The 21,279-nt window shown below is 38.2% G+C and carries 19 protein-coding genes; 10 read left to right on the top strand and 9 right to left on the bottom strand.

Annotated features, from left to right (window positions below; all coding sequences use genetic code 11):
• Positions 1-49 precede the first annotated feature (49 nt).
• The 3 genes from cysS to ACFE6N_RS08535 all read left to right on the top strand — a co-directional run bounded on the left by cysS (position 50) and on the right by ACFE6N_RS08535 (position 3,692).
• Entirely contained in the window at positions 50-1,510 is a 1,461-nt protein-coding gene (cysS, locus tag ACFE6N_RS08545) for a cysteine--tRNA ligase (RefSeq protein WP_378935577.1), read from the top strand.
• Positions 1,511-1,697: 187 nt separating this feature from the next.
• Positions 1,698-2,555, top strand: a complete 858-nt coding sequence (locus ACFE6N_RS08540; RefSeq protein ID WP_145857192.1) for a nuclear transport factor 2 family protein — start codon at positions 1,698-1,700, stop codon at positions 2,553-2,555.
• A gap of 249 nt (positions 2,556-2,804) precedes the next feature.
• Positions 2,805-3,692, top strand: a complete 888-nt coding sequence (locus ACFE6N_RS08535) for a glycerophosphodiester phosphodiesterase family protein (protein WP_378935575.1) — start codon at positions 2,805-2,807, stop codon at positions 3,690-3,692.
• Positions 3,693-3,996: 304 nt separating this feature from the next.
• Here the strand turns inward: ACFE6N_RS08535 and ACFE6N_RS08530 are convergent, their stop codons facing one another.
• The 5 genes from ACFE6N_RS08530 to ACFE6N_RS08510 all read right to left on the bottom strand — a co-directional run bounded on the left by ACFE6N_RS08530 (position 3,997) and on the right by ACFE6N_RS08510 (position 8,149).
• The gene (locus tag ACFE6N_RS08530) at positions 3,997-4,287 is read right to left on the bottom strand and encodes a hypothetical protein (protein WP_378935573.1); all 291 of its coding nucleotides are present in this window, start codon (positions 4,285-4,287) and stop codon (positions 3,997-3,999) included.
• 37 nt (positions 4,288-4,324) lie between these two features.
• Positions 4,325-4,846 (bottom strand): hypothetical protein, encoded by a 522-nt coding sequence (locus ACFE6N_RS08525; RefSeq protein WP_378935571.1) that lies wholly within the window; start codon positions 4,844-4,846, stop codon positions 4,325-4,327.
• Positions 4,847-5,214: 368 nt separating this feature from the next.
• Positions 5,215-6,177: an AAA family ATPase gene (locus tag ACFE6N_RS08520; RefSeq protein WP_378935569.1), complete on the bottom strand. Its 963-nt coding sequence runs from the start codon at positions 6,175-6,177 to the stop codon at positions 5,215-5,217.
• Between the two features lie 5 nt (positions 6,178-6,182).
• Positions 6,183-7,544 (bottom strand): peptidylprolyl isomerase, encoded by a 1,362-nt coding sequence (locus ACFE6N_RS08515; RefSeq protein ID WP_090988367.1) that lies wholly within the window; start codon positions 7,542-7,544, stop codon positions 6,183-6,185.
• A 53-nt stretch (positions 7,545-7,597) separates the two neighbouring features.
• On the bottom strand, positions 7,598-8,149 hold the full coding sequence (locus ACFE6N_RS08510) for a hypothetical protein (RefSeq protein WP_378935809.1): 552 nt from the start codon (positions 8,147-8,149) through the stop codon (positions 7,598-7,600).
• A gap of 140 nt (positions 8,150-8,289) precedes the next feature.
• On the opposite strand from ACFE6N_RS08510, the gene ACFE6N_RS08505 reads away from it, so the two are divergent.
• Together ACFE6N_RS08505 and ACFE6N_RS08500 are read left to right on the top strand one after the other, a co-directional pair.
• Complete coding sequence (locus tag ACFE6N_RS08505; protein ID WP_378935567.1) at positions 8,290-8,943, top strand: hypothetical protein; 654 nt, start codon at positions 8,290-8,292, stop codon at positions 8,941-8,943.
• 117 nt (positions 8,944-9,060) lie between these two features.
• Positions 9,061-9,636, top strand: a complete 576-nt coding sequence (locus ACFE6N_RS08500) for a non-canonical purine NTP diphosphatase (protein WP_378935565.1) — start codon at positions 9,061-9,063, stop codon at positions 9,634-9,636.
• Positions 9,637-9,722: 86 nt separating this feature from the next.
• Here the strand turns inward: ACFE6N_RS08500 and ACFE6N_RS08495 are convergent, their stop codons facing one another.
• Complete coding sequence (locus tag ACFE6N_RS08495) at positions 9,723-12,068, bottom strand: OstA-like protein (RefSeq protein WP_378935563.1); 2,346 nt, start codon at positions 12,066-12,068, stop codon at positions 9,723-9,725.
• A gap of 65 nt (positions 12,069-12,133) precedes the next feature.
• Between ACFE6N_RS08495 and tilS the strand changes: the two genes are divergently transcribed.
• The 5 genes from tilS (at position 12,134) to ACFE6N_RS08470 (ending at position 16,515) form a co-directional block, all read left to right on the top strand.
• Entirely contained in the window at positions 12,134-13,465 is a 1,332-nt protein-coding gene (gene tilS / locus ACFE6N_RS08490; protein ID WP_378935561.1) for a tRNA lysidine(34) synthetase TilS, read from the top strand.
• Positions 13,466-13,954 (top strand): hypothetical protein, encoded by a 489-nt coding sequence (locus tag ACFE6N_RS08485; protein WP_090988355.1) that lies wholly within the window; start codon positions 13,466-13,468, stop codon positions 13,952-13,954. It begins immediately after the preceding gene.
• A gap of 172 nt (positions 13,955-14,126) precedes the next feature.
• Positions 14,127-14,525 carry a GxxExxY protein gene (locus ACFE6N_RS08480; protein WP_378935558.1) on the top strand — a complete coding sequence of 133 codons (399 nt, stop codon included), beginning with the start codon at positions 14,127-14,129 and terminating at the stop codon, positions 14,523-14,525.
• Between the two features lie 136 nt (positions 14,526-14,661).
• Positions 14,662-15,804, top strand: a complete 1,143-nt coding sequence (bshA, locus tag ACFE6N_RS08475; RefSeq protein ID WP_378935556.1) for an N-acetyl-alpha-D-glucosaminyl L-malate synthase BshA — start codon at positions 14,662-14,664, stop codon at positions 15,802-15,804.
• Positions 15,805-16,068: 264 nt separating this feature from the next.
• A complete protein-coding gene (locus ACFE6N_RS08470; protein WP_378935554.1) occupies positions 16,069-16,515 on the top strand; it encodes a KTSC domain-containing protein in 447 nt (148 codons plus the stop codon).
• Between the two features lie 1,107 nt (positions 16,516-17,622).
• Here ACFE6N_RS08470 and ACFE6N_RS08465 read toward each other — a convergent pair.
• From ACFE6N_RS08465 to ACFE6N_RS08455, 3 genes are all read right to left on the bottom strand, one after another.
• Positions 17,623-18,339, bottom strand: a complete 717-nt coding sequence (locus tag ACFE6N_RS08465) for a phytanoyl-CoA dioxygenase family protein (protein ID WP_378935552.1) — start codon at positions 18,337-18,339, stop codon at positions 17,623-17,625.
• Between the two features lie 117 nt (positions 18,340-18,456).
• Entirely contained in the window at positions 18,457-19,566 is a 1,110-nt protein-coding gene (locus ACFE6N_RS08460) for a lactonase family protein (RefSeq protein ID WP_378935550.1), read from the bottom strand.
• Positions 19,567-19,817: 251 nt separating this feature from the next.
• Entirely contained in the window at positions 19,818-21,269 is a 1,452-nt protein-coding gene (locus ACFE6N_RS08455) for a pseudouridine synthase (RefSeq protein ID WP_378935548.1), read from the bottom strand.
• Positions 21,270-21,279 lie beyond the last annotated feature (10 nt).

Raw genomic sequence — 21,279 nt, 5'->3', positions numbered from 1 at the left:
ATACAATTTTAAAGGTTTTAACTTTCTAACTAAATCTTACATTTGCAATATGAATACTGGCTTACAGCTTTACAATACGCTTTCGCGCAAAAAGGAACTTTTTCAACCCTTGAATGCACCCAATGTTGGGATGTATGTCTGCGGTCCTACTGTTTACAGCGATGTGCACCTGGGCAATTGTCGTACATTTATCTCTTTTGATTTAATTTTCAGGTACCTGAAGTATTCTGGTTATAAGGTGCGTTACGTACGTAATATTACCGATGCAGGCCATTTGGAGGGCGATAGGGATGAAGGTGATGATAAGTTTGCAAAACGTGCGAAACTGGAACAGCTTGAGCCGATGGAAATTGTACAGAAATATACTTTGGGTTTCCATGATGTATTACGCATGTTCAATACACAGCCACCAAGTATTGAACCCACTGCTACGGGACACATTATTGAGCAGATCGAAATGATTAAAATGATTATGGCCAACGGTTATGGTTATGAGGTGGATGGCAATGTATATTTTGATGTAGAAAAATATAGCAAGGAATATAATTATACCATTTTAACCAACCGCAACCTTGAAGATATGCTGAACAATACCCGCGAACTGGGAGGACAGGATGAGAAACGCGGAAGGTTAGACTTTGCCTTGTGGATCAAAGCAAAGCCTGAAACCTTAATGCAGTGGCAATCGCCATGGGGCATGGGTTTTCCGGGCTGGCATATTGAATGTTCGGCCATGAGTGCCAAATATTTAGGGGCTGAATTTGATATTCATGGTGGCGGAATGGATTTGGCAGCAACTCACCATACCAATGAAATTGCACAATCTGAAGCTTGCAGCCATAAACAACCTGCACGCTACTGGATGCACACCAATATGCTTACGGTAAATGGTACGCGCATGTCCAAATCGGCTGGTAACGGTTTTCTCCCTTTGGAGTTGTTTACGGGAGATCACCCTTTGCTAAAAAAAGGGTACAGCCCGATGACGGTAAAGTTTTTTATGTTGCAGGCGCATTACCGCAGCACTTTGGATTTCTCTAACGATGCATTGGATGCTTCAGAAAAAGGTTTCCGTCGTTTAATGTCGGCAATTGGTTTGTTGGATAAATTATCGGTTTCCGAACAAAACGATTTTGATATCGATGCATTGAAAGAAAAATGCATTTATGCGATGAATGATGATTTTAACAGTCCGATTTTGGTTGCTGAATTATTTGAGGCGGTCAGGATTATCAATACCGTTTATGATGGTAAGGGAAAAATCTCCGCAGAAGAACTGGAAAAGTTAAAGCAGCTTATCAATGATTTCGTATTTGATATTTTAGGCCTAAAAGATGAGGACGCCGGAAGCAACGACTTAAATGGCGTTTTAGATATGGTTATTAACCTCAGAACTGAAGCTAAAGCGAATAAAGATTACGCCACTTCTGACCGGATCCGTATTGGTTTACAGGAATTGGGCATTCAGCTTAAAGATGGCAAAGAGGGAACTACCTGGAGTAAAGCTTAGGCAGTTTGGGTATTGAACAGGAGAATTGGAGCTGATTTGTACAGCCAGGCGGTTTGGTTTTGAAGTAAAGCGTAGTGGGGATGAATTACAGCCTAAAACAGGCCTTTATGTGCAATTGTTAATTACTTTTAAGGCCTTGCATTAAAGAAAATTTTATATTCGCCAAACATATTATACTAACTGATAAATGAAAAACTTATTTTCAACTGCAATCGCTTCGCTTTTAGCTTTAGGTGCTTTTGCTCAAAAAAGCGACGGAACAACCAAATCTTTAATAAATGCTGAAAAGGATTTTGCTAAGTCAATTGCCAAAAATGGAGATAAAGAAGCTTTTATAGACTACTCAACCACCGGTACGTTGGTGTTTAGGCCAAATCCGGTTAATGCCAAAACTTTTTATGCAGCGAAGGCAAATGCAGAGAATGACGTAACATGGACACCAAATCTGGCAAAAGTATCGCGAAGTGGCGACTTGGGTTTTACCACCGGAGCATATGAAGTTGGTACTTCAGAAAAAAAATATGGCCAATACTTATCCATCTGGAAGTCGGAAAACGGCAGATGGAAATTAGCCATTGATTTAGGAACGGAAAGCAATAAACCTTTGGCGAAAGTTACGCCATCATTTATAGAACCCAAAGACCACGTTGCACCAAAGTTTTTGAATGAAAGAGAAATTAAGGCGGGGAGAGAAATTATCTTAACCACTGAAAAAACATTAAATACCTTATTAAAAACACATGGTATTGCTGCTTTTGGTGGCTTTTTAACCAATGATGCACGTTTGCTTTTTCCTGGGAACGAGGCCATTGATGGAAAGGGAAAAATTATTGCTTTTTATAACAGTATGATCAGCAAGATTAACCTGAAGACAACTGGAGTAGATAAAGCAATAGGCAGTGATCTGGCTTACACCTATGGTGTTGCCACTATCGATTACAAGGCCGATTTACGGGAAAGTTTTAACTACGTTTTCGTTTATGAAAAGGCAGCAGATGCGAGCTGGAATTTAATTGTTCAGGCTTTTGTGCCAGCAGAAAGATAAACAACAAAAATGTGAATTAAAGAGGGGCTATCGATAAAAAGAGGCCCTTTTTTTATTTAGGGATTTGCTATGGTTTGCTGAAACGTTCGCGCTTAGCCCTGATCCGACAACTATCGGATGAAGCGGCATCCTTGTAGCGCAGCGGAAAGATATAGCGGAAAGCAGGAAAAAACGTTAAAAACAGTACTGCATCTGCGCTAAGAAAGAAAAATATCGCCAATAAAATTATCTGTTTTACGTTTAAAAATTATGTATAAAAATTTATTTATCTTATCTGTTATACTTTTATTTTGTTTTAACGTTTCTGCTCAAAAGAAGAAATTCGATGTACAGGGCAAAGCCGGTGCACGCGGTATTATGCCGGAGAATACCGTTGAAGGAATGTTGAAAGCCATAGATTTAGGCGTTACCACCCTGGAAATGGATGCCGTAATTTCAAAAGATAAACAAGTGCTGCTTTCGCAAGAACCCTACTTTAATAACGAAATTTCTTTGCAGCCCAATGGTAAACCGATTACTTTAAAAGATCAAAAGAATTATAACATCTATAAAATGAATTATGAAGAGATCAAAAAGTTTGATGTAGGCAGCAAAGTTCACAGCCGTTTTCCCGGACAGATGAAGTTTAAAGCTTATAAGCCTTTACTCTCTGAAACTATAGATGCGGTTGAGGCTTATGTTAAAGAACATAAACTTGCCAAACCTGTTTACAGCATTGAAACAAAAACGATTAAAAATGGCGACAACGAATTTCACCCAGAACCTGCAGAATTTGTAGAACTGATTATGGACGTCATTCATTCAAAAAAAATTGCTAAAAGGGTGATTATAGAATCATTTGATATGCGTACACTACAGTATTTGCATGAGAAGTATCCAAAAATACAAACCTCTTTATTGATTGATGAAAAAGAGCCTTTTGAAGATTATATCGAAAAATTGGGTTTTAAACCAACTATCTATAGCCCTTATTCAGTGTTGGTTGGTAAGGGTTTGGTAGATCGTTGCCATGACATGGGCATTAAAATTATCCCCTGGACAGTAAATACAGTAAAGGAGGTAAAATACTTCAAAAGTTTAGGCGTTGATGGTATTATTACCGATTTTCCAAACATTATGGGGCAATTAGATAAATAGCTTCTGTCGGTAAAGTTAGGCTTAACGTTTCTACGTATTAAGAATAAGATGGAGTTTCGAATTTAATTAAAAAACGGATCAAAAAGTCTTGTCCGCTCTATAATTTTTGAAACACAGTTTACGCTCGCTTTAACGGGTACATCAATAGGAAGTGATTTCTATTGCGCTATTAGGCATTTTAAGGTGTTTGGAAACAAATGTCAGCATCTTAAATACCATTTGGCGGGTTGGTGTGATACCAAACAATAGATAAAAACAAAAAAAGCGCTGAAAATCAGCGCTTTTTTTATTCCTTTACTAATGCCTAGTGATGCGATTCAGGAGCTTCTGTGTGGTGTGCTTCCGTTTTTTCGTGTGAAGAAGTTTCTTCACCGTGGTGAAAAATCGGTCTTGTGAAAGCCACAAGCAGGATTAAAACAAGAATCCAAACAGTTAGTGGCAATGCCCAAATGCCTTTTGTTTGCTGAACCGGTGCGTGTGAATCGTGAGCTGACATATCGAATATTTTTGATTTAAAATTTATGCTTTGTAATTGTGTGGTAAAGATAGTAACAAAATTAAAATAACAAGGGTAATTTGGCGAATAGTATTTCATGATCAGCCTCTTCGTAAAAAGGATAAAGATGCCGCCTTTATTCCTGTAAGTCGTAAATCATCCGCTTCGTGCTATTCAATTTGCTTCTAATACGGGTTTGGTGTTCCTGTAAAATACTTTGCTCCGCCTGAACGGCATTAAGCAGTTCTGCTTTTTTAAAGTAATTTGCGGCTTCAGCAAAATTTTGTTGTTGCTCAGCATATAGGCCTAAACATTCGTAAATGTGCGATTCGCAAACACCTGGGACCAGTAAAGCTTTTTCTGCAACTTGTTTTACCAATTTGTGCATTTTGAGTGTAATCACAAGCTTTAGGTAGGGTTTGTACGCCTCCTGGAAATCAGGATCAAGTTCGATACAACGTTTGTAATAATAGCCCGCGGTTTTGTAATCTTTAAAATGAATCTGGAAAATGTTGCCCAACTGAAAATAAGCCCTGGCATAATCAGGGTCGAAAACAATGATTTCGTTAAAATATTGGAGCGCCTTAGGTAATTCACCCCAGTTCAATTCTTCAATAGCCTGTAGATATTTTTCTTCTACAGTGGTATAAATGTCCATAATGGATATAATTGCTTTTGATAAGCAGTATTTTGCTTAGCAAATGGATAATAAATGATTTTTAGATTTGGATTTTATTGTGTTAAACAGCAAAACCGAGCTAAGGATTGGGAAGGAAACTTAAGTCCATACCCAAACCCTTTAGGCCACAAGACGGGCTAAGGTTCATTTTTTGGATATGTAGTTGACGTAGCATTTTTGAGAATTTGTTGCAAAGATATTTATTTTCAGTGAATTGCAAATTATTTTTCATGAACTGCACGGAAAATCCCATTTCTTGTGTGAAGCCACGTCATAATAGCTGAAATTAAATGAACTGTAACAGGTATCTGAACCGGGATTACAACTTCGGGCTAACTTAGCTAATGCTATAGTAAATCTTTAATGATTTTTTCAATTGATAAGCCTTCTGCTTCGGCGCGGTAATTACGCACAATGCGGTGACGTAATATAGGTTCGGCAACCGCTTTTACATCCTCAATATCGGGTGAGTATTTTCCGGTTACTGCTGCGTGGCATTTGGCTCCCAGCACTAAAAACTGCGAAGCACGCGGACCTGCACCCCAGCTAATGTATTTATTTACTGCTTCAGTAGCAAATTCTGTATTCGGACGGGTTTTCGCTACAAGTTTAACTGCGTATTCCAATACATTATCAGTTACAGGAATCTCACGGATCAGTTTCTGGAAATATTGAATGTCATCTGCATGAATGATTTTCTGCAGTAGGGTGGTTTTATTACTGGTGGTGTTTTTTACGATATTCAATTCGTCTGCAAAAGCAGGATAGTTTAACTGAATATTGAACATGAAACGGTCTAATTGTGCTTCAGGGAGGGGATATGTTCCTTCCTGTTCAATCGGGTTTTGCGTAGCCAGCACAAAGAATGGCTTAGGCAGGGCATGCGTTTGTCCCGCTGCAGTTACCGATTTCTCTTGCATGGCCTCTAAAAGTGCTGCCTGTGTTTTTGGAGGGGTACGGTTAATTTCGTCAGCAAGGATAATATTGGAAAAAACAGGCCCTTTTATAAATTTAAAGTGCCTGTCTTCTCCTAAAATTTCTGCACCGATAATGTCGCTTGGCATCAAATCTGGTGTAAACTGGATCCTGTTGAAATCCAGATCGAGAACGGACGCTACGGTTTGTACAAGTAAAGTTTTAGCCAATCCGGGTACGCCAACTAACAGACAATGTCCGTTGCTAAAAATGGCGATCAAAACAGATTTTATGATGTCATCCTGTCCAACTACGACTTTGCTTATTTCAGCTTTAATGTTGTTGAAAGATTGATGAAGTGCATCAACAGCTTCTACTTCGTTATTATATTGCATTGGCGTTATTTTGCGGCTGTGGCAGTTTTAGTCCAGATTTTTAATTCATCACAGGTATTAAATTCGTCGTCGATTTTAATGTATGTACTTTCGCGACGTTTCTGAAACCATTCGCTTAAAGTACGATTAATTTTATCACTTTGCGCAGCATCTCTGATTTTTGGGAAATCTTGCGCTAAGTTGGCCTTGTGAGGTGGAATTTTAGATTTCAGATAAAGAATACGGTAGCCTTGTTTCCCGTCAGCGGCAGTAAATAAGTCGGGTTTAGAAATACCGCCTACCTTCATTGTGTCAATTACCAGAAACACCGAAGGGTCCAATTTATCAACCGGAATAAAGGTGCTTCTTGCCTGTACATCTTCAGCATTCATCATCATACCGCCATTGTATTTAGTTTCCTTATTATCCGAATAAAGGTTTGCTGCAGCTGCAAAACTTAATTTTTTGCCCATAAGGTTATTATAAATACTGTCTGCATGTAATTTTAAACGTGTTAAACTTTCAGGTGTAGTTTTAGGCATAATTAAAATATGTCTAACATGCACTTGCTCACCCCTACGCTCCAAAACCTGTAAAAAGTGGAAGCCATATTCAGTTTCGAACACTGGCGAAATTTCTCCGGCTTTTAGTTTAAATGCCCAGGCAGTAAATTCTTTAACCATCGTGTTTCTATCGATAAACCCATAATCACCACCATCAGAAGCTGAGCCCGGATCTTCAGAGTAGGTTTTGGCTAAAACACCCATATCCTCACCACTTTTAACCCTTAAACGGAGTGCTTCAATCTTATCGCGGAATTTTTGTTTCTCTGCCCTGGTTAACTTCGGATTTAAAATGATTTCACCAACTTCAACTTCTGTATTGAATTCTGGAACACTATCACCCAATGATTTGAAGTATTTTTCCACTTCCATTGGCGTAACGTTAATGTTCTCTGTGATTTTTTGTTGCATTTTATGCGCAATCAATTCATCCTTTATTGATGGTCTGATTTCATCTTTATACTGTAATACCGATTTGTTTAAGAACTGCTCTAAACGCTCCTGCCCACCGGCACGTTGCATGCTATAACGCATACGTTTGTTTACTTCTTCATCTACAGCACCGTCTTCAACCATTACCGAATCAATTTCAGCCTGTTGCTTCAGTAATTTTTGAGTAAGCGTTTGCTGCAATATTTTACATTTAATATCATTGTTTGGTTGGTTTCCCTGATAAAGATATTGGGTGTATTGCTGGTTTAAGTCAGATAGCAGGATAATATTGTTCCCTACAACAGCAGCAACCTTATCTACCGTGTGTTTTTGAGCAAAACTGTTTAAAAACAGGCATATTAAAGCGGTTGCTACTAAAAAAACTTTCTTCATTCTATTTATTATATTTTCAAATTTAATATTTATCGTCAAAAAAATCAGAGGGTTTATAACTTGGCAAGTTTCTTCAACTCATTTTCATTAATCTTGATCTGATATTTTTGTCTCAGGCCTTTTAGCCATTTTTCTTCCAGACTTTGTTGATAATCGGCTATTACTTCGCCCCTCACTTCGCCTAAAGGTTTATTATAATTTTTTTGGTTTTTAGTATAAAATTCATTTACGCCCTGCACATCTTCCTGTACCTTGTTCCAGATTTTTTGTTCCGAAACATTAAACATCAAAACACCTTCACGGTATTCATTCAGCAAGAAATCATGATCTTTATTGCTAACTCCAGCCTTTTTGTGTGTAGCCAGAGCATCCTCATAGGTTTTAATTTCTTCCTGGTAATCTGCGCTTTTGTCTAATCCCATCTCACGTGCATCTAAAACCTTCAGCTTAAAATTTATGTACAAGTTTAAATAGGCTTGTAAGGTATCATACGGCGCACTAACAATTCCGTTATGGCTTTTTCTGTATGCCCACATAAATTCTTTAGCACTTATGGATTTTCCGTTTACCACAGCAACGTTTTGCGCAAACGAAGTGCTATACATCAAGCAGAAAAAAAATAAGGAGTAAGCTTTCTTCACACAGAGCACTCTATAAATTTTAAGGGATAAAAGTAACAATTAGCGGCGCTATTATAAGATATTTAACTAATTTTAACAGAAATTATTATCCGACAAAAATACGAATGGAAAACCAGGTTACCAACAATGCGAATGCTTTACGTTTATTTTTTACTGAAGAGGTTTTTTTGGTAAAAGATGAAAGCGTAGAAATTCTGCCCTTACGTAATGCTGAGCCGGTTTCTGCTATTGAAAATGTTTCTGTTAAGCCCGCGGAACTGCCTGTTTTAAAGTCAGAAATAGCACAGATTCCGGAGATTAATCCTACAAATTCCCCTAAAGTTTATCCGCAAACTCCTGAAATTCCTCATCAGGTAGCAGAATCTGCACCTGAAAAAACCTTTAAATTTTTAGGCGGGAATAAAAAATCAGTCCTCATTTTAGTGAATGACAGTGAGCATGAGGTAAGTACTGAGCAGGGCAGGGAACTGTTGCGTAAAATTGTTAAAGCTGTAGATTTAGGTACATCAGATTTTGCACTCCTAAATTACTCAAATTATAAAGGAACGGATTTTGTAGAATTGCACCGGTTTTTCAAACCTGCCACTATGTTATCTTTCGGAGTGGAGTTTGCCGACCTGAGGTTGAACTTTACCTGGCAGAATGAAATCATTGTTCATGAAACCACCAGAATCATCTATGCGCCACATCTCCATCATCTTGATAGGGATTTAAATGCTAAAAAAACGCTTTGGGGGCACCTCCAGAAAATTAAATAGCTTATATAGCATCAAGTAATTAGTATCAAGTATCGAGTATGAAGATGTGACATCTTAACTTTATATAGAAACCTTAACCTTTCCATATTCCAATTTTTTACCATCCAACTTTTACCAATGAAAAAACTTGTATTTGCCACCAATAACCAACATAAAACCGAAGAAATACGTGCAGCGCTTGAAGGTAAATATGAAGTGTTAAATCTGGAAGACATTGGTTGTTTGGTTGATATTCCTGAGACTGCCGATACTTTTGAGGGTAATGCAACTTTGAAAAGCAGTTATGTTGTTGAACATTTTAATCTGGACTGTTTTGCTGATGATAGCGGTTTAGAAGTTGAAGCCTTAAATAATGAACCAGGTGTTTATTCCGCCCGATATTCCGGTAGCAGGGATAGCACAGAAAATATTCAGCTTGTATTAAAAAAAATGGAAGGTCATCAAAACAGAAAAGCCAGGTTCAAAACCGTAATTTCCTTAATGCAGGATGGTAGAAACCATATTTTTGAAGGGGTAATAAATGGGACAATCAGAACGGCTTTATCAGGTTCAAAGGGTTTTGGTTATGACCCGATTTTTCAGCCTGACGGTTATGAGATTACTTTTGCTGAAATGGATATGGTACAAAAGAATAAAATTAGTCACAGGGCTATTGCGCTAGAAAAGATGTTGGATTTTTTGAAGGGAATTTGAATTATCGTCATGCTGAATTTATTTCAGCATCTTACAGACCACGTAGACCCTGAAATAAATTCAGGGTGACGACTACAAGAATAAAACTACATTTTACCAACTGACTTTTTCACCTGAACCGAGTCTTTTTTCGGTAATATCGGTTTAATGCCAAAGTTGGTCGTATCTGCTGGTTTACTTTGAGGCAATTTTTGATCAACCTTTAGGCTGTCTTTCACCAGCTTAGTTTTGGAGTCAACAGCAGGTACCTTTGTTGATGGTTTGTTTGCAGAGGTTGCTAATGGTTTTGCACCTTTTACAGTTTTACCCAAGACTGTTTTAGCCTTCGCTTTGGTCTTAGGTTTCCCGGCTGAGCCAATCGCATCTTTTTTTGATTTCGGACGTTCGGTAGGTTTCCAGGAAAAGCCTTTTAAAACATGGTCTTTTGCAATGGTATTTTCGGGATTCAAGGCCCCTTCTATTCCTTTGATATAAACAATTTCCTCAATGGCATTTTCCTTATCCTTAAAGATGAACTTTATCCTGCTGCTCAGGGTTTGGTTCATTTCTTTATACACCTTTGTGCTGTCATCCTGGGTATAATAAATACTTTCGGCATTGCCATCCACATATAAGGTCTTAAATTTTCCGTTGGTAAAGAACCCCGTCATCAATCTGCCTTTGATCTGGTTAAACCTCAACGAATCTTTTGGCGTATTCACCAGAAATGCATTCCTAAAAGCCTGTAAATTATTTAACTTTTTATTCTTGAACTGAACAAATATAGTGTCGCCAACCTGTTGCGAACCTTCCGACCAGATGATCGGATTGTTGTAGCAACGTAAAGTAGAATCGGCACTGGTGTAAAACAGGCTGTCGGTTTTGGCCTGGATATTTGTTTTAAAGATCTTTACCCCGTGATAGGCCTTAATAATACGCGTTTGAACGGTGTCAGCTGGATTAAATTTGGCCGTATCGGTTTTTAATGTTCCGGCTTTTAAATTTCCGAGGGCTTTCGTTAAGCTATCTTTAGCGCCGGGTTTTATAACCTTTTTTTGTAAACTATCGATTTTGCTTATCGATGGATTCTTTATAGCCAGGTTAGTTTTGCCAGCAAGTTTTTTAAGACTATCACTTTTTAACTTAGGCAGGTTTTTACTAATTGAATCAGCTTTTTCTTTTGAAATATTGTTTTTTTGCAAACTGTCCAAATTAACTTTTGGCAGTCCTTTACTAATTGAGTCTGTTTTAGATTTTAGGCTATCAATATTTTTATCTTTCAGATTAAGTTGGTCTTCAGTTTCGGTGTCGCCTTTATTCTGCTTCTTTTTTTCGGTTTTGCTATTCTTGGTATTGCGCTTATTCCTATCTTCTTTTTGGCTTAATTCGGCTTCAGGTTTGTATTTTGGCTCTCCTTTTTCTTTCTTGCCACCATCTTCATCATCTTCCCCAACCTGGTTATCTGCTTTTATAGAAATTTTTGGAACTAGTTTTAAGGTTTTTTGCAATACCATTTGTGTCTCAAGTGTATCTGCACCCATCCATAGACTGTCAGGTCTTTTTTTATTCTTCACCATTACCGAGTCTTCAGTACCTATTCCAAGATAAGCGTTTCGGGTAACCAAGGTCCGTTGATCCAGTTTGTAGTAGTAACCTAAATCGCCAAACATTTTCATTTTATCTTTCGTATCAGAAAAAACAATGTTTTTAACTGCTTTACCAATTCCCTGCTTACCATAATAATATAAACTATCGCCTTTTAAAGATCGTGTACCCTGTGTGTAGAGATTTTTCTTTCCAAAAAAAGCATCTTCTGTTAAAGTATTGTATTGGCCATTTTCAGTATACAGGTTGTCATCTTTGCCCTTGATATTGGTCGGTCCGTAAAAATAGGTCCACTTATCCTGGGTGTTGTAACTCATCGTATCGGATTTGATGGTTGATTGTGGCGTAACCACTACTACATCATACTTAAAATACGCTACATTTCTCTGGCTAAAATAATAACCATTTTTACTGGTGAGCGTTACGTCTTTGTTTACAATTTTGCCACCGCTGGTATAAGTTCCTATTTTAGTGAGTGTATTGTAATCGAGGATATTAGTGGTTAAAACCGAAGTAGGGTCAACCATTCTTACATTTCCGGTTAAATGTGCCTGTTTTTTATTTCCATCATATTGTAGCTGATCGGAATAGATATCTGTAGTTTCCTGATGGATATGAACGTTTTTGTAAGCCTCGAAATAGTTTCTTTCACTATAAAAAATAGCGCTATCGCAAGTTAAGGTAGCATTGTCTTGCTGGAAAACCGGATTCCGTAAATAGCTGATCTTATTTTTAACATCCCCGGTTATTTTAGAAAACGAAACAATTTTAATTTTCGAAGCAGGTTGCTGGCCGAATAAAAATGCCGGACTAATTAAAAGGAATAAAAAGACAAATAGTTTTTGCACACTACAAAGTTAGTTTTTTGTTCCGAACGTTCGGAATACCAGTTAAAATTAAATATTTTTGGTGGATGTTACCCCTCAGTCAATTTCAGGATTTTATTGAACAGCAAAAATTATTTGTTCAGGGTAATCGCATTCTTTTGGCGGTAAGCGGGGGAAAGGACTCCGTTTTAATGTTGCATTTATTTAAGGCAATAGGCGTTGATATTGGTGTGGCACATTGTAACTTTAATTTGCGTGCCGATGAAGCGCAACGCGATGAAAGTTTTGTTGCATTATTGGCCAAAAATTTTGAGTTACCATTCTATGTAACGCATTTTGATACCAAAAAATATGCAGCCGAAAATAAAATTTCTACCCAGATGGCGGCGCGCGAATTACGCTACAATTGGTTTGAAGAAATCAGGCGTACAGCTGGATATGATTACACAGCACTGGCACAACATCAGAATGATGCAGTAGAAACCCTGCTCATTAACCTTACCCGTGGCACGGGCATAAGCGGACTGCATGGTATTTTACCTAAACGAGATTTGCTGATCAGGCCTTTACTTTTTTTAAACCGCCAGCAGATTGATGAAATAGTAAGGGTTAATAACATAGATTTTGTAGAAGATAGTTCAAACGCGAGTACAAAATACACCAGGAATAAAATCAGGCTAGAGGTGGTTCCGCATCTGCAGGCAATCAACCCTAATCTCGAAAAAACATTTGTTGAAAATATCGAGCGTTTCGCTGAGCTGGAGACTTTTTTAACGATTCAGGTACAGAAACTTGCTCATGAGATCCTGGATAAAAGGAACGATGGTATTTATATTTCCTTAGCTGAAATTTTCAGATTAAACCCACAAAAACTACTGCTCTATGAATTACTTAAGCCATTCAATTTTAGTGAAAATGTGGTGCATGAAATTATAGCTGGTTTAAAGGCATTAAGCGGTACGCATTTTTTTAGCACTACACACCAGGCCATTATCAACAGAAACGATCTGGTTATTGTTGAAAAGAGTGTATCGGTTACGGCTAATCAATTTATCCATCCCACAACAGAAAATATTGCATTTGGCAATGTAGAAATTTCATTGGTGTTTACCAGGGAAGTGAAATTTGAAGTGAATCTGAACAAAGCTTTTATAAATGCAGATAAATTGATTTTTCCCTTGGTATTGCGGAACTGGCAAAATGGAGATAAATTTATACCATTGGGTATGCGGAACCCTAAAAAGGTAAGTGATTACTTTATTGATGAGAAAGTGCCTTTACATTTGAAGAAGGTTACACCGATTTTGGTTAACGGGAATGGTGAAATTATCTGGATTGCCGGCATGCGGCCGGATAACCGATACAAATTAACTACAGCAACAAAAAAAGTTGCTATATTCGAACTCAAAATTAAATAAGTGGAAAGCAAATACGCCTATATCGAAAAACAATACATTGGCCGTGATTATGTCCGTATTTTCATCAGGTTGATTATGGCTGCGTTCTGTTTTGCTGCTTATGTTTATGAACGTGATCGCGACAATACACAAGATTTGTTCCTGGTTGTAGGCTTCGGCATCATAGGTGTTTCTATGCTTTTACTTTTCCTGATCCAGTACAAAATCGTGGTAGACAATGGAAGCATCATCTTAGATGGCCTGTGGACAACCAAACGCGTTAAGATTGACCTTAATAGTATTGTTGATGTACGTAAGGCTACCTATAGTCGTTATTTTTTCAATAACCCGGTTTACAACCTGCACACCAAAGGAACAATCCGTTTTTATTCATCTGGTAAAGATGCAGTGGTGCTAACCGATCGGGATGGTTTAGAGTATTTTATCGGTACACAACGTCCAAATGAACTTTTCCTTGTAATTAAAGAGGAAATGAGAAACCTGAAATAATTATTTGAGGAGAAATTTCCTCAATTTTCCCCACCTTACATTTTAGTGATTTCTATGTTGCCTGTTATTAAAGGTTACATGAGTTTTTTGATTTGGCATTTTAATTGAAAGTTTGCTGATATAAAGGAGGATGTTTCAGCCGCAGATTCGCAGATTAAATAAACTTATATTTATGGGAGATTCATATAGTGATATTGATTATCCTTTTCAGGAAGAATGCTATTTGTTAATTGGAATTGCTATGGAAGTACATCGCATTTTAGGGAAAGGGTTTTCAGAAATTGTTTACAAAGATGCACTGGAATTCGAACTTAGGTATAGAAATATTAAATTCGAAAGAGAAAAAGAATTTGCGGTAAATTACAAAGGAACTATACTTAAACATAAATTTTATGCCGATTTTGTTGTGGATGATCAAATTATTATAGAAGTGAAATCAAAATCTGAATTGGTAAATGAGCATTATGCACAGGTTCTAAATTACCTTGCTATATCAAAACTCAGAATAGGCCTGTTAATTAATTTTAACGAGAAATCTCTGCAGTATAAACGAATCATCAGAAGCCAATAGGCCTAAATTTATGAAACGGAATTGATCTGCGAATCTGCGGCAATTGATTTGAAAGCAATCTATTTTTATTGCAATAAACCGACATGCATTATAGATTAAAATCGGCTACATTTGCGGTAACAACAATACATTTACAATGAAGATAGGAATTGTTTGCTATCCCACTTTTGGTGGTAGTGGAGTAGTTGCAACAGAACTAGGTAAAGCGCTGGCTAACGAAGGGCACCAGGTTCACTTTATTACTTATAGTCAGCCTGCCAGGCTCGATTTCTTTTCTTCCAATCTTTTTTATCACGAGGTATCGGTAAGAGACTACCCGCTTTTCGATTACGCCCCGTACGAATCGGCACTGGCCAGTAAACTGGTAGATGTTGTTCGTTTTGAGCAACTGGATGTGTTACATGTTCATTATGCCATTCCACATGCTTCTGCTGCTTTTATGGCGAAGCAGATTCTGGCAAGTTATGGTCTTCATATCCCTGTGGTTACTACTTTGCATGGTACCGATATTACGTTAGTGGGTAAAGATCCAACCTACAAACCCGTGGTTACTTTTTCTATTAACCAAAGCGATGGTGTAACTACCGTTTCGGAAGATTTGAAAGAGGATACCTATAACCATTTTGAAATTACAAAAGAAATCAAGGTAATACCCAATTTTATAGATTTCTCACGCTTTAGTTTGCAGGCAAAAGGACACTTTAAAAAAGCAATTGCACCAAATAACGAGCGCATTTTAATCCACACCAGTAATTTCAGAAAAGTGAAACGTACGGCTGATGTAATCAGGATTTTTGAAAAAGTACAGTCCGTTATTCCATCGAAACTATTAATGGTAGGCGATGGGCCTGAACGCGCTTACGATGAACAACTTTGCCGCTCTCTGAATATTTGTGAAAATGTGAGGTTTTTGGGGAAACAAGATGCGGTAGAAGAAATCTTATCCGTTTCCGATCTTTTTTTAATGCCTTCAGAATCTGAAAGCTTTGGTTTGGCTGCATTAGAAGCAATGGCTTGTAAAGTGCCGGCAATTACCACGAATGCCGGTGGTTTGCCTGAACTTAATGTAGATGGCTTTTGTGGTTATATGAGCAATGTTGGTGATGTTGAGGCAATGGCTGCCCATGCCATTGAAATTTTAAAAGACGACGAAACGCTGAACCAATTTAAAGAAAATGCGTTTAAAAGGGCGCAGGATTTCGATTTAAAAAAGATTCTACCGGTTTATGTTAGCTATTATCAAGAAGTAATTGAGAACTCTTTGCAGCCTAAACATTAACTGACTAAATTTTCTTGTATTTTAATTTTTAATCACAGCAAAAGAGGTGTTTATGGATCATATCTGTATTGATCTATATATTTGTGTTTAAAAAACTTTATTGTTGCATAGGGTTCCCTTAGCTGATCATTCGTATCGGTAATATTAACAAATTAAACTTTCTCAAAATCAAATGATTATAAATCGTATCTTTGCAGCTCGAAACGGTTTGGTGTTTGGAAATTCCCAAATCATTTCGAGAAAATTAAAAAGAGGTTATCCCAAATGAAGAAAATAGTTGATTACAGAAAGCTTTTAAACGTAGATAAAAATGCTGAATTAAAGGAGCTTAAATCTGTGTACCGTACATTGATGAAAGATTGTCACCCTGATAAATTTCAGCAGGAAGAAGAGAAGTTGGATGCAGAAGCGAGAAGTAAACAGATTATCGAAGCTTATCATTTCCTGGTGAGTATTGCGCCGGAAACACGTGAACAAAATATTGAAACTTACACACAGACAACTACTTTGTCGAATATTCAGGATTTTGAATACAAACAACAGGTTTTAAATATCCAGTTTTTTGATGGAAGTGTTTATGAATATTTTGACGTACCAAAAGCAGTCTATGTGAAACTGGTGAATGCTGATTCTCCGGGTCGCTTCGCCCGCAGACATATTTTTAATGAATTTCCCTATCGTAATGTGTCGAGGGTTGCAGAACCGGCATAATACATGATAATATTTATCTCAAAGGCTCCGATGAAAACCGGGGCCTTTTTTTTGGTGCGCCGGGCATGGCAATCGACTATAGGGTTAGAGTCCCGAACACGCTTAGCAGTAGGAAGTGTTAGCTAAAGACAAGGGTGTCGTGGGTGACTGCGAATCTGAAGGAAGTCGGCGGCAAATATGGGGGCTTACGAACAGAAACTGTATATGAGGCGGATCTAGTCTGGGTGATGTTGCCAAACAAACAGAAGCCCAATACTGCACGGAGACTATTACGTAAATACAGAGGCCACATCCATAGGAAGTAGATTGTCTTACCCCGGGAGATCTGAATGAGTTCTGTCAAGAGTAAGCGCGATTACAGGAGAGGAAACATTTGGCGGGGACGTTCAATGGCTCACTCAGAAGTCAGCAGCGGTCGTAGTACTGCATTTTAAGGTGCAGGAAGGACCAAATGTTGAAATGGCAAAGGAAACAGGAAGTTTATGGCAGAGCGTTTACAGTGGAATTACATTAGAGAACTGCTTATATGAGGGTAGGACGGAATCCAAGAGTAAAATATAAGAGGAGCTGAGCCGAGCCGTGCAACCAATGTGCACAATGCCTGGCAATAGGTGAATATCATCGGTTGTCAAGAGATACTGTTTCAACAAACCGCTGTATACCGAACGGTACGTACAGTGGTGTGAGAGGACAGATAGGGAACTAATCCCTATCTTCCTACTCGATTCGTTTATGGCAATTGTTCAGTATTTATTATGCTTTAAAGACCCTGAAACAAGTTTAGGGTGACGATTGCTTGTGGAATTTCGTCATAATGAACTTGTTTCAGTATCTATTATTCTATAAAGATACTGAATTAAATTCACTTATTGGTTATTCAAAATCGAGGTATTCAGACCCTTGTAATTCTTTAGGCAGCGTCTGATTGCTGAACTCTAAATAAATCCTCTTCTATCCGTAGAGTTAAGCGCAGCAGCTCTACGGATCTATGAATAGCGCTGAGTTTATAACTCAGCAATCCTAACGGTTCACAGACTCATATCCTTTCGGTAATCCGTAGAGCCTTTAGAAGGCTATGCTTAGATGTGAAATTTAAACATTTAGCAACTAAAAATTAAAATACTCTGACCAGTGCAGTTCTTTAGGTAAATGCTGATTGCTAAACTCCAGATGAATTACCCTTCTTTTTTTATGATTGCTTGTTCTACTTGAACTATGAAGCAGCAACGGTTTCATAATCATGAGGCTGCCCCTGTTTACGTTGCAGCTTACTTCGTTTTCAATGCTCCAGTCGATCGTTTCGGGACGGTAAATACCTTTACTGTGAGAATTGGTGATTACTTTGAGCGCACCATTCCGCTCATTGGTATCATCAAGATGGATGCGAATGGTAAAATTCCCTTCAAGGATATGAAGAGGTGGCTGAACGGCGAACTGATCATGTTTGCTGGTATAAGGTCCATATCCAGGAATTTTCGCGTTATGGTCGACCGAAATGGTTAAGTCCTGATGATAGGGGACAAACCAATTCGATGTTTCGGGTTTGTCAAAGTAAATTGATTTAACCAGAAAGTAATCTTTGCCGAAAAGCTCTTGTACGATGGCTTTTACTTTCTGATTGAATATAAGAGCAATGGTGTCAGGAACTTCTTTTAAAAATCGACGTATCGCAAAGAGATCTTCAGATTTTCTAAAGGTTTCTTTTGTAGAATCTGCTATTTTAATAGCCGAAAGGATCGCTTCAACTTCCTGTTCTGTAAATACATGATCAATCACGGAAAATCCTAATTCCTGGATTTCCATTTTATTAGTAACTAAATCCACTGATTAATTATTTAAAACAATTTTTGCCCATGCATTTGTATATATTCCTGAATTAGCTTTAATGAGAATTTTAATTGCGGATCTTCCAATCGAAATCTTCCATGAACAAAGTTGATGTTAATCAAAAAGCAGGCATACCGGAGCGCCAACATCAATTCTTTTGCCACTATCGGTTAATTTGCCGGTGTTTTTATTTCTGTTAAAAATAACGATGTTATTGGTGTACTGGTGTCCAATCAAAAGAAATTTTCCAGTCGGGTCAATGGTGAAGTTCCTCGGTCCTTTACCTAACGTACTTAGGGTTTCAATGAATTTTAATTTACCATTTGGCAGTATTGAGAAGGCAGAAATGCTGTTGGCATCTCCCCGGTTAGTTTCATAGAGGAATTTTCCATCTGCAGAAACGTGGATATCTGCACCGTCAATTTTTCCTGTGAAATCTTTTGGGGTAGTACCAATTTCCTGGATTTTGGTTAGTGTTCCGTTCGCGTAAGCAAAAGCAGTTATGCTACCATTAAATTCGTGCGCCAGATAGGCAAATTTCCCATTTGGACTAAAAGTAATGTGTCGTGGTCCGCTACCGGCATTCGTTTTAAGGACCGATTTTATGGTCAATATTTCTTCTTTTGCAGTTGGGTTATAGTTGTAAATATAAGTTTGATCTTCACCCAGGTCATTAACAATTAAATATCGATGATCCGGTGTAAATTTAACCATGTGTACATGAGCGCTTTCCTGTCTGCCCTTAGGGTCAATGCTTTTTCCGGTATGTTTAATGATCTGTAAAGCTTCTGTTAAAGAACCATCTGCTTTTCGTGAAAATACGGCTAAACTTCCGCCGCTATAATTAGCCACAATGACGTTTTTGTTATCTACGGTAAGGTAACATGGATCTGCACCATGACTATCAACCTTGTTTAGTAACGTTAGTTTTCCGCTTGCTGCATCATACTTGAACGCGCTAACCGTACTGGTAGCTCCGGTTTCGTTAACCGCATAAATAAATTGATGATCTGGTGAAGGGGCCAGATAGCTTGGGTTTGCCGTATTTTTTGTAATGCTTTTTATGGATGTGGCAGCTGTTCCAGCATTGAAATCATAAATATAAATCCCTTCACTTTTTCCAGGTGCGGTATAAGTGCCAACAATCAGGTTGTAATTGCTTTTTTGGGCAAATGTTAAGGTAGATAGTATCGTGAGTGTAAGCAATGAACTGAATTTTTTCATGAAACAATGATGTTGATTTTAACAAATATAAAGAAAGTATGTTAGGCAGGTACTGAAAATACGTAAGATGTTTCGTGATTGATCGTCGTTATCGTCCTCGTTTAACGCGGATGAGTAGAGAGGTGCATTTTTAATGCATGTTCATTGCTGGACGATATAATCGTCTTTCTCCTGCATCCTCGTTAAAAACGGAGACGATGGGGGATTTAAATACAGTAAACTAAAAAAGCAGCCAATTGGCTGCTTTTATGCTATTTAATTAGATGTTTAATCTGGATCAATTCATGCTCTTCAAGATAGCGCCATCTGCCACGTGGCAGGTCTTTCTTGGTTAAATTGCCATAAACCACACGGTCTAATTTTTCTACGTTATAACCTAAGTGTTCAAAAATACGGCGAACAATCCTGTTTTTACCACTGTGGATCTGAATGCCGATTTCTTTTTTGGTGCCACCTGCCACGTAAGAAATGTTGTCCGGTTTAATCAAACCGTCTTCAAGCTCTAAACCAAAAGCAATTTTGTTCAAATCTCCTTGTGATAAAGCTTTATCCAGCTCAACATTATAAATTTTGGTGATACCGTTCTTAGGATGCGATAATTTATCGGCTAAATCGCCATCATTGGTCATTAACAACAAACCAGTGGTATTGCGGTCTAAACGGCCAACCGGATAAATGCGTTCGCGGCTTGCTTTATCAACCAACTGCATTACGGTACGGCGTTCCTGTGGATCATCCGTAGTGGTAATGTAATCTTTTGGTTTATTCAGTAGAACGTAAACTTTTTTCTCGCGTTTTAGTAATTCCCCGTTATAACGAACCAAATCTTTTGCCGGATCTACTTTGTGTCCCAGTTCGGTAATGGCTTCGCCGTTTACGGTAATAATACCGGCAGTAATCAGTTCATCTGCTTTACGACGTGAGCAGATGCCTGCATTTGAAATATATCTGTTTAGGCGAATCAAGCCTTTGTCTTCATTCGTTTTACGGCCCTGGGTAATAACAGTGCGCTCCGGGCGGTTAAATTCTGTATCTCTTGGCTTTGCTTCCTCACGTTTTCTAAACGGACGTGTATCGCCTTCCCTTGGCTCTCTGGGTTTTACATCTCTTGAACTTCCTGCACTTGGTTTGAAGTCAGATTTGCCCCTTGACTTGTAATCTTTGTAGCCGCCTTCTCTCGGTTTAAAATCGCGCGAATCTCCATCCTTAGCTCTGAAATCGCGTTCTCCTGTTCTTGGTTTATAATCTCTTGCACCACCATCTCTTGTTTTAAAATCTCTGTCTCCTGTTCTTGGTTTGTAGTCTCTCGACCCGCCATCTCTCGATTTGAAGTCACGGTCGCCAGTTCTGGGCTTGTAATCTCTTGATTTAGCACCACGATCTTCTGAGTTTGAATCTTTAGATTTAAATTCACGATCTCCAAATTTGAAACTCTGCGGTTCTGCATCTTTTGATTTAAAGTCACGTCCGCCTGATCTTGGTTTGAAATCTTTTTTGTCTCCGAAAGATTTTGATTTGAAACCTTTACCGTCGGTGCTTCTGGGTTTGAAGCCATCTTTTGAATCGGATGATTTTTTGAATTTGCTGTCTTTGTCGTCTGACCTTCTTCTGTCAGATCCTGCCGAACTGCTTCTGCCTTCTGTTTTCCGACTGCCTGATTTGGACTTGTCATCCCGACTGTTCCTGTTGTTTTTATTTATCATGATACGCTTT

It is taken from the genome of Pedobacter sp. BG31 (assembly GCF_042464845.1).
In the GTDB taxonomy this organism is placed as follows: Bacteria; Bacteroidota; Bacteroidia; order Sphingobacteriales; family Sphingobacteriaceae; genus Pedobacter; species Pedobacter suwonensis.
The sequence above is the reverse complement of the archived record's forward strand: the minus strand, read 5'-3'. Positions and strand labels throughout refer to the sequence as shown.

What these genes read in the sequence shown, in the direction of transcription:
- cysS (WP_378935577.1), top strand. Translation starts at nt 50, where the DNA reads ATGAATACTGGCTTACAGCTTTACAATACGCTTTCGCGCAAAAAGGAA.
- ACFE6N_RS08540 (WP_145857192.1), top strand. Translation starts at nt 1,698, where the DNA reads ATGAAAAACTTATTTTCAACTGCAATCGCTTCGCTTTTAGCTTTAGGT.
- ACFE6N_RS08535 (WP_378935575.1), top strand. Translation starts at nt 2,805, where the DNA reads ATGTATAAAAATTTATTTATCTTATCTGTTATACTTTTATTTTGTTTT.
- ACFE6N_RS08530 (WP_378935573.1), bottom strand. Translation starts at nt 4,287, where the DNA reads ATGAAATACTATTCGCCAAATTACCCTTGTTATTTTAATTTTGTTACT.
- ACFE6N_RS08525 (WP_378935571.1), bottom strand. Translation starts at nt 4,846, where the DNA reads ATGGACATTTATACCACTGTAGAAGAAAAATATCTACAGGCTATTGAA.
- ACFE6N_RS08520 (WP_378935569.1), bottom strand. Translation starts at nt 6,177, where the DNA reads ATGCAATATAATAACGAAGTAGAAGCTGTTGATGCACTTCATCAATCT.
- ACFE6N_RS08515 (WP_090988367.1), bottom strand. Translation starts at nt 7,544, where the DNA reads ATGAAGAAAGTTTTTTTAGTAGCAACCGCTTTAATATGCCTGTTTTTA.
- ACFE6N_RS08510 (WP_378935809.1), bottom strand. Translation starts at nt 8,149, where the DNA reads ATGTATAGCACTTCGTTTGCGCAAAACGTTGCTGTGGTAAACGGAAAA.
- ACFE6N_RS08505 (WP_378935567.1), top strand. Translation starts at nt 8,290, where the DNA reads ATGGAAAACCAGGTTACCAACAATGCGAATGCTTTACGTTTATTTTTT.
- ACFE6N_RS08500 (WP_378935565.1), top strand. Translation starts at nt 9,061, where the DNA reads ATGAAAAAACTTGTATTTGCCACCAATAACCAACATAAAACCGAAGAA.
- tilS (WP_378935561.1), top strand. Translation starts at nt 12,134, where the DNA reads ATGTTACCCCTCAGTCAATTTCAGGATTTTATTGAACAGCAAAAATTA.
- ACFE6N_RS08480 (WP_378935558.1), top strand. Translation starts at nt 14,127, where the DNA reads ATGGGAGATTCATATAGTGATATTGATTATCCTTTTCAGGAAGAATGC.
- bshA (WP_378935556.1), top strand. Translation starts at nt 14,662, where the DNA reads ATGAAGATAGGAATTGTTTGCTATCCCACTTTTGGTGGTAGTGGAGTA.
- ACFE6N_RS08470 (WP_378935554.1), top strand. Translation starts at nt 16,069, where the DNA reads ATGAAGAAAATAGTTGATTACAGAAAGCTTTTAAACGTAGATAAAAAT.
- ACFE6N_RS08460 (WP_378935550.1), bottom strand. Translation starts at nt 19,566, where the DNA reads ATGAAAAAATTCAGTTCATTGCTTACACTCACGATACTATCTACCTTA.
- ACFE6N_RS08455 (WP_378935548.1), bottom strand. Translation starts at nt 21,269, where the DNA reads ATGATAAATAAAAACAACAGGAACAGTCGGGATGACAAGTCCAAATCA.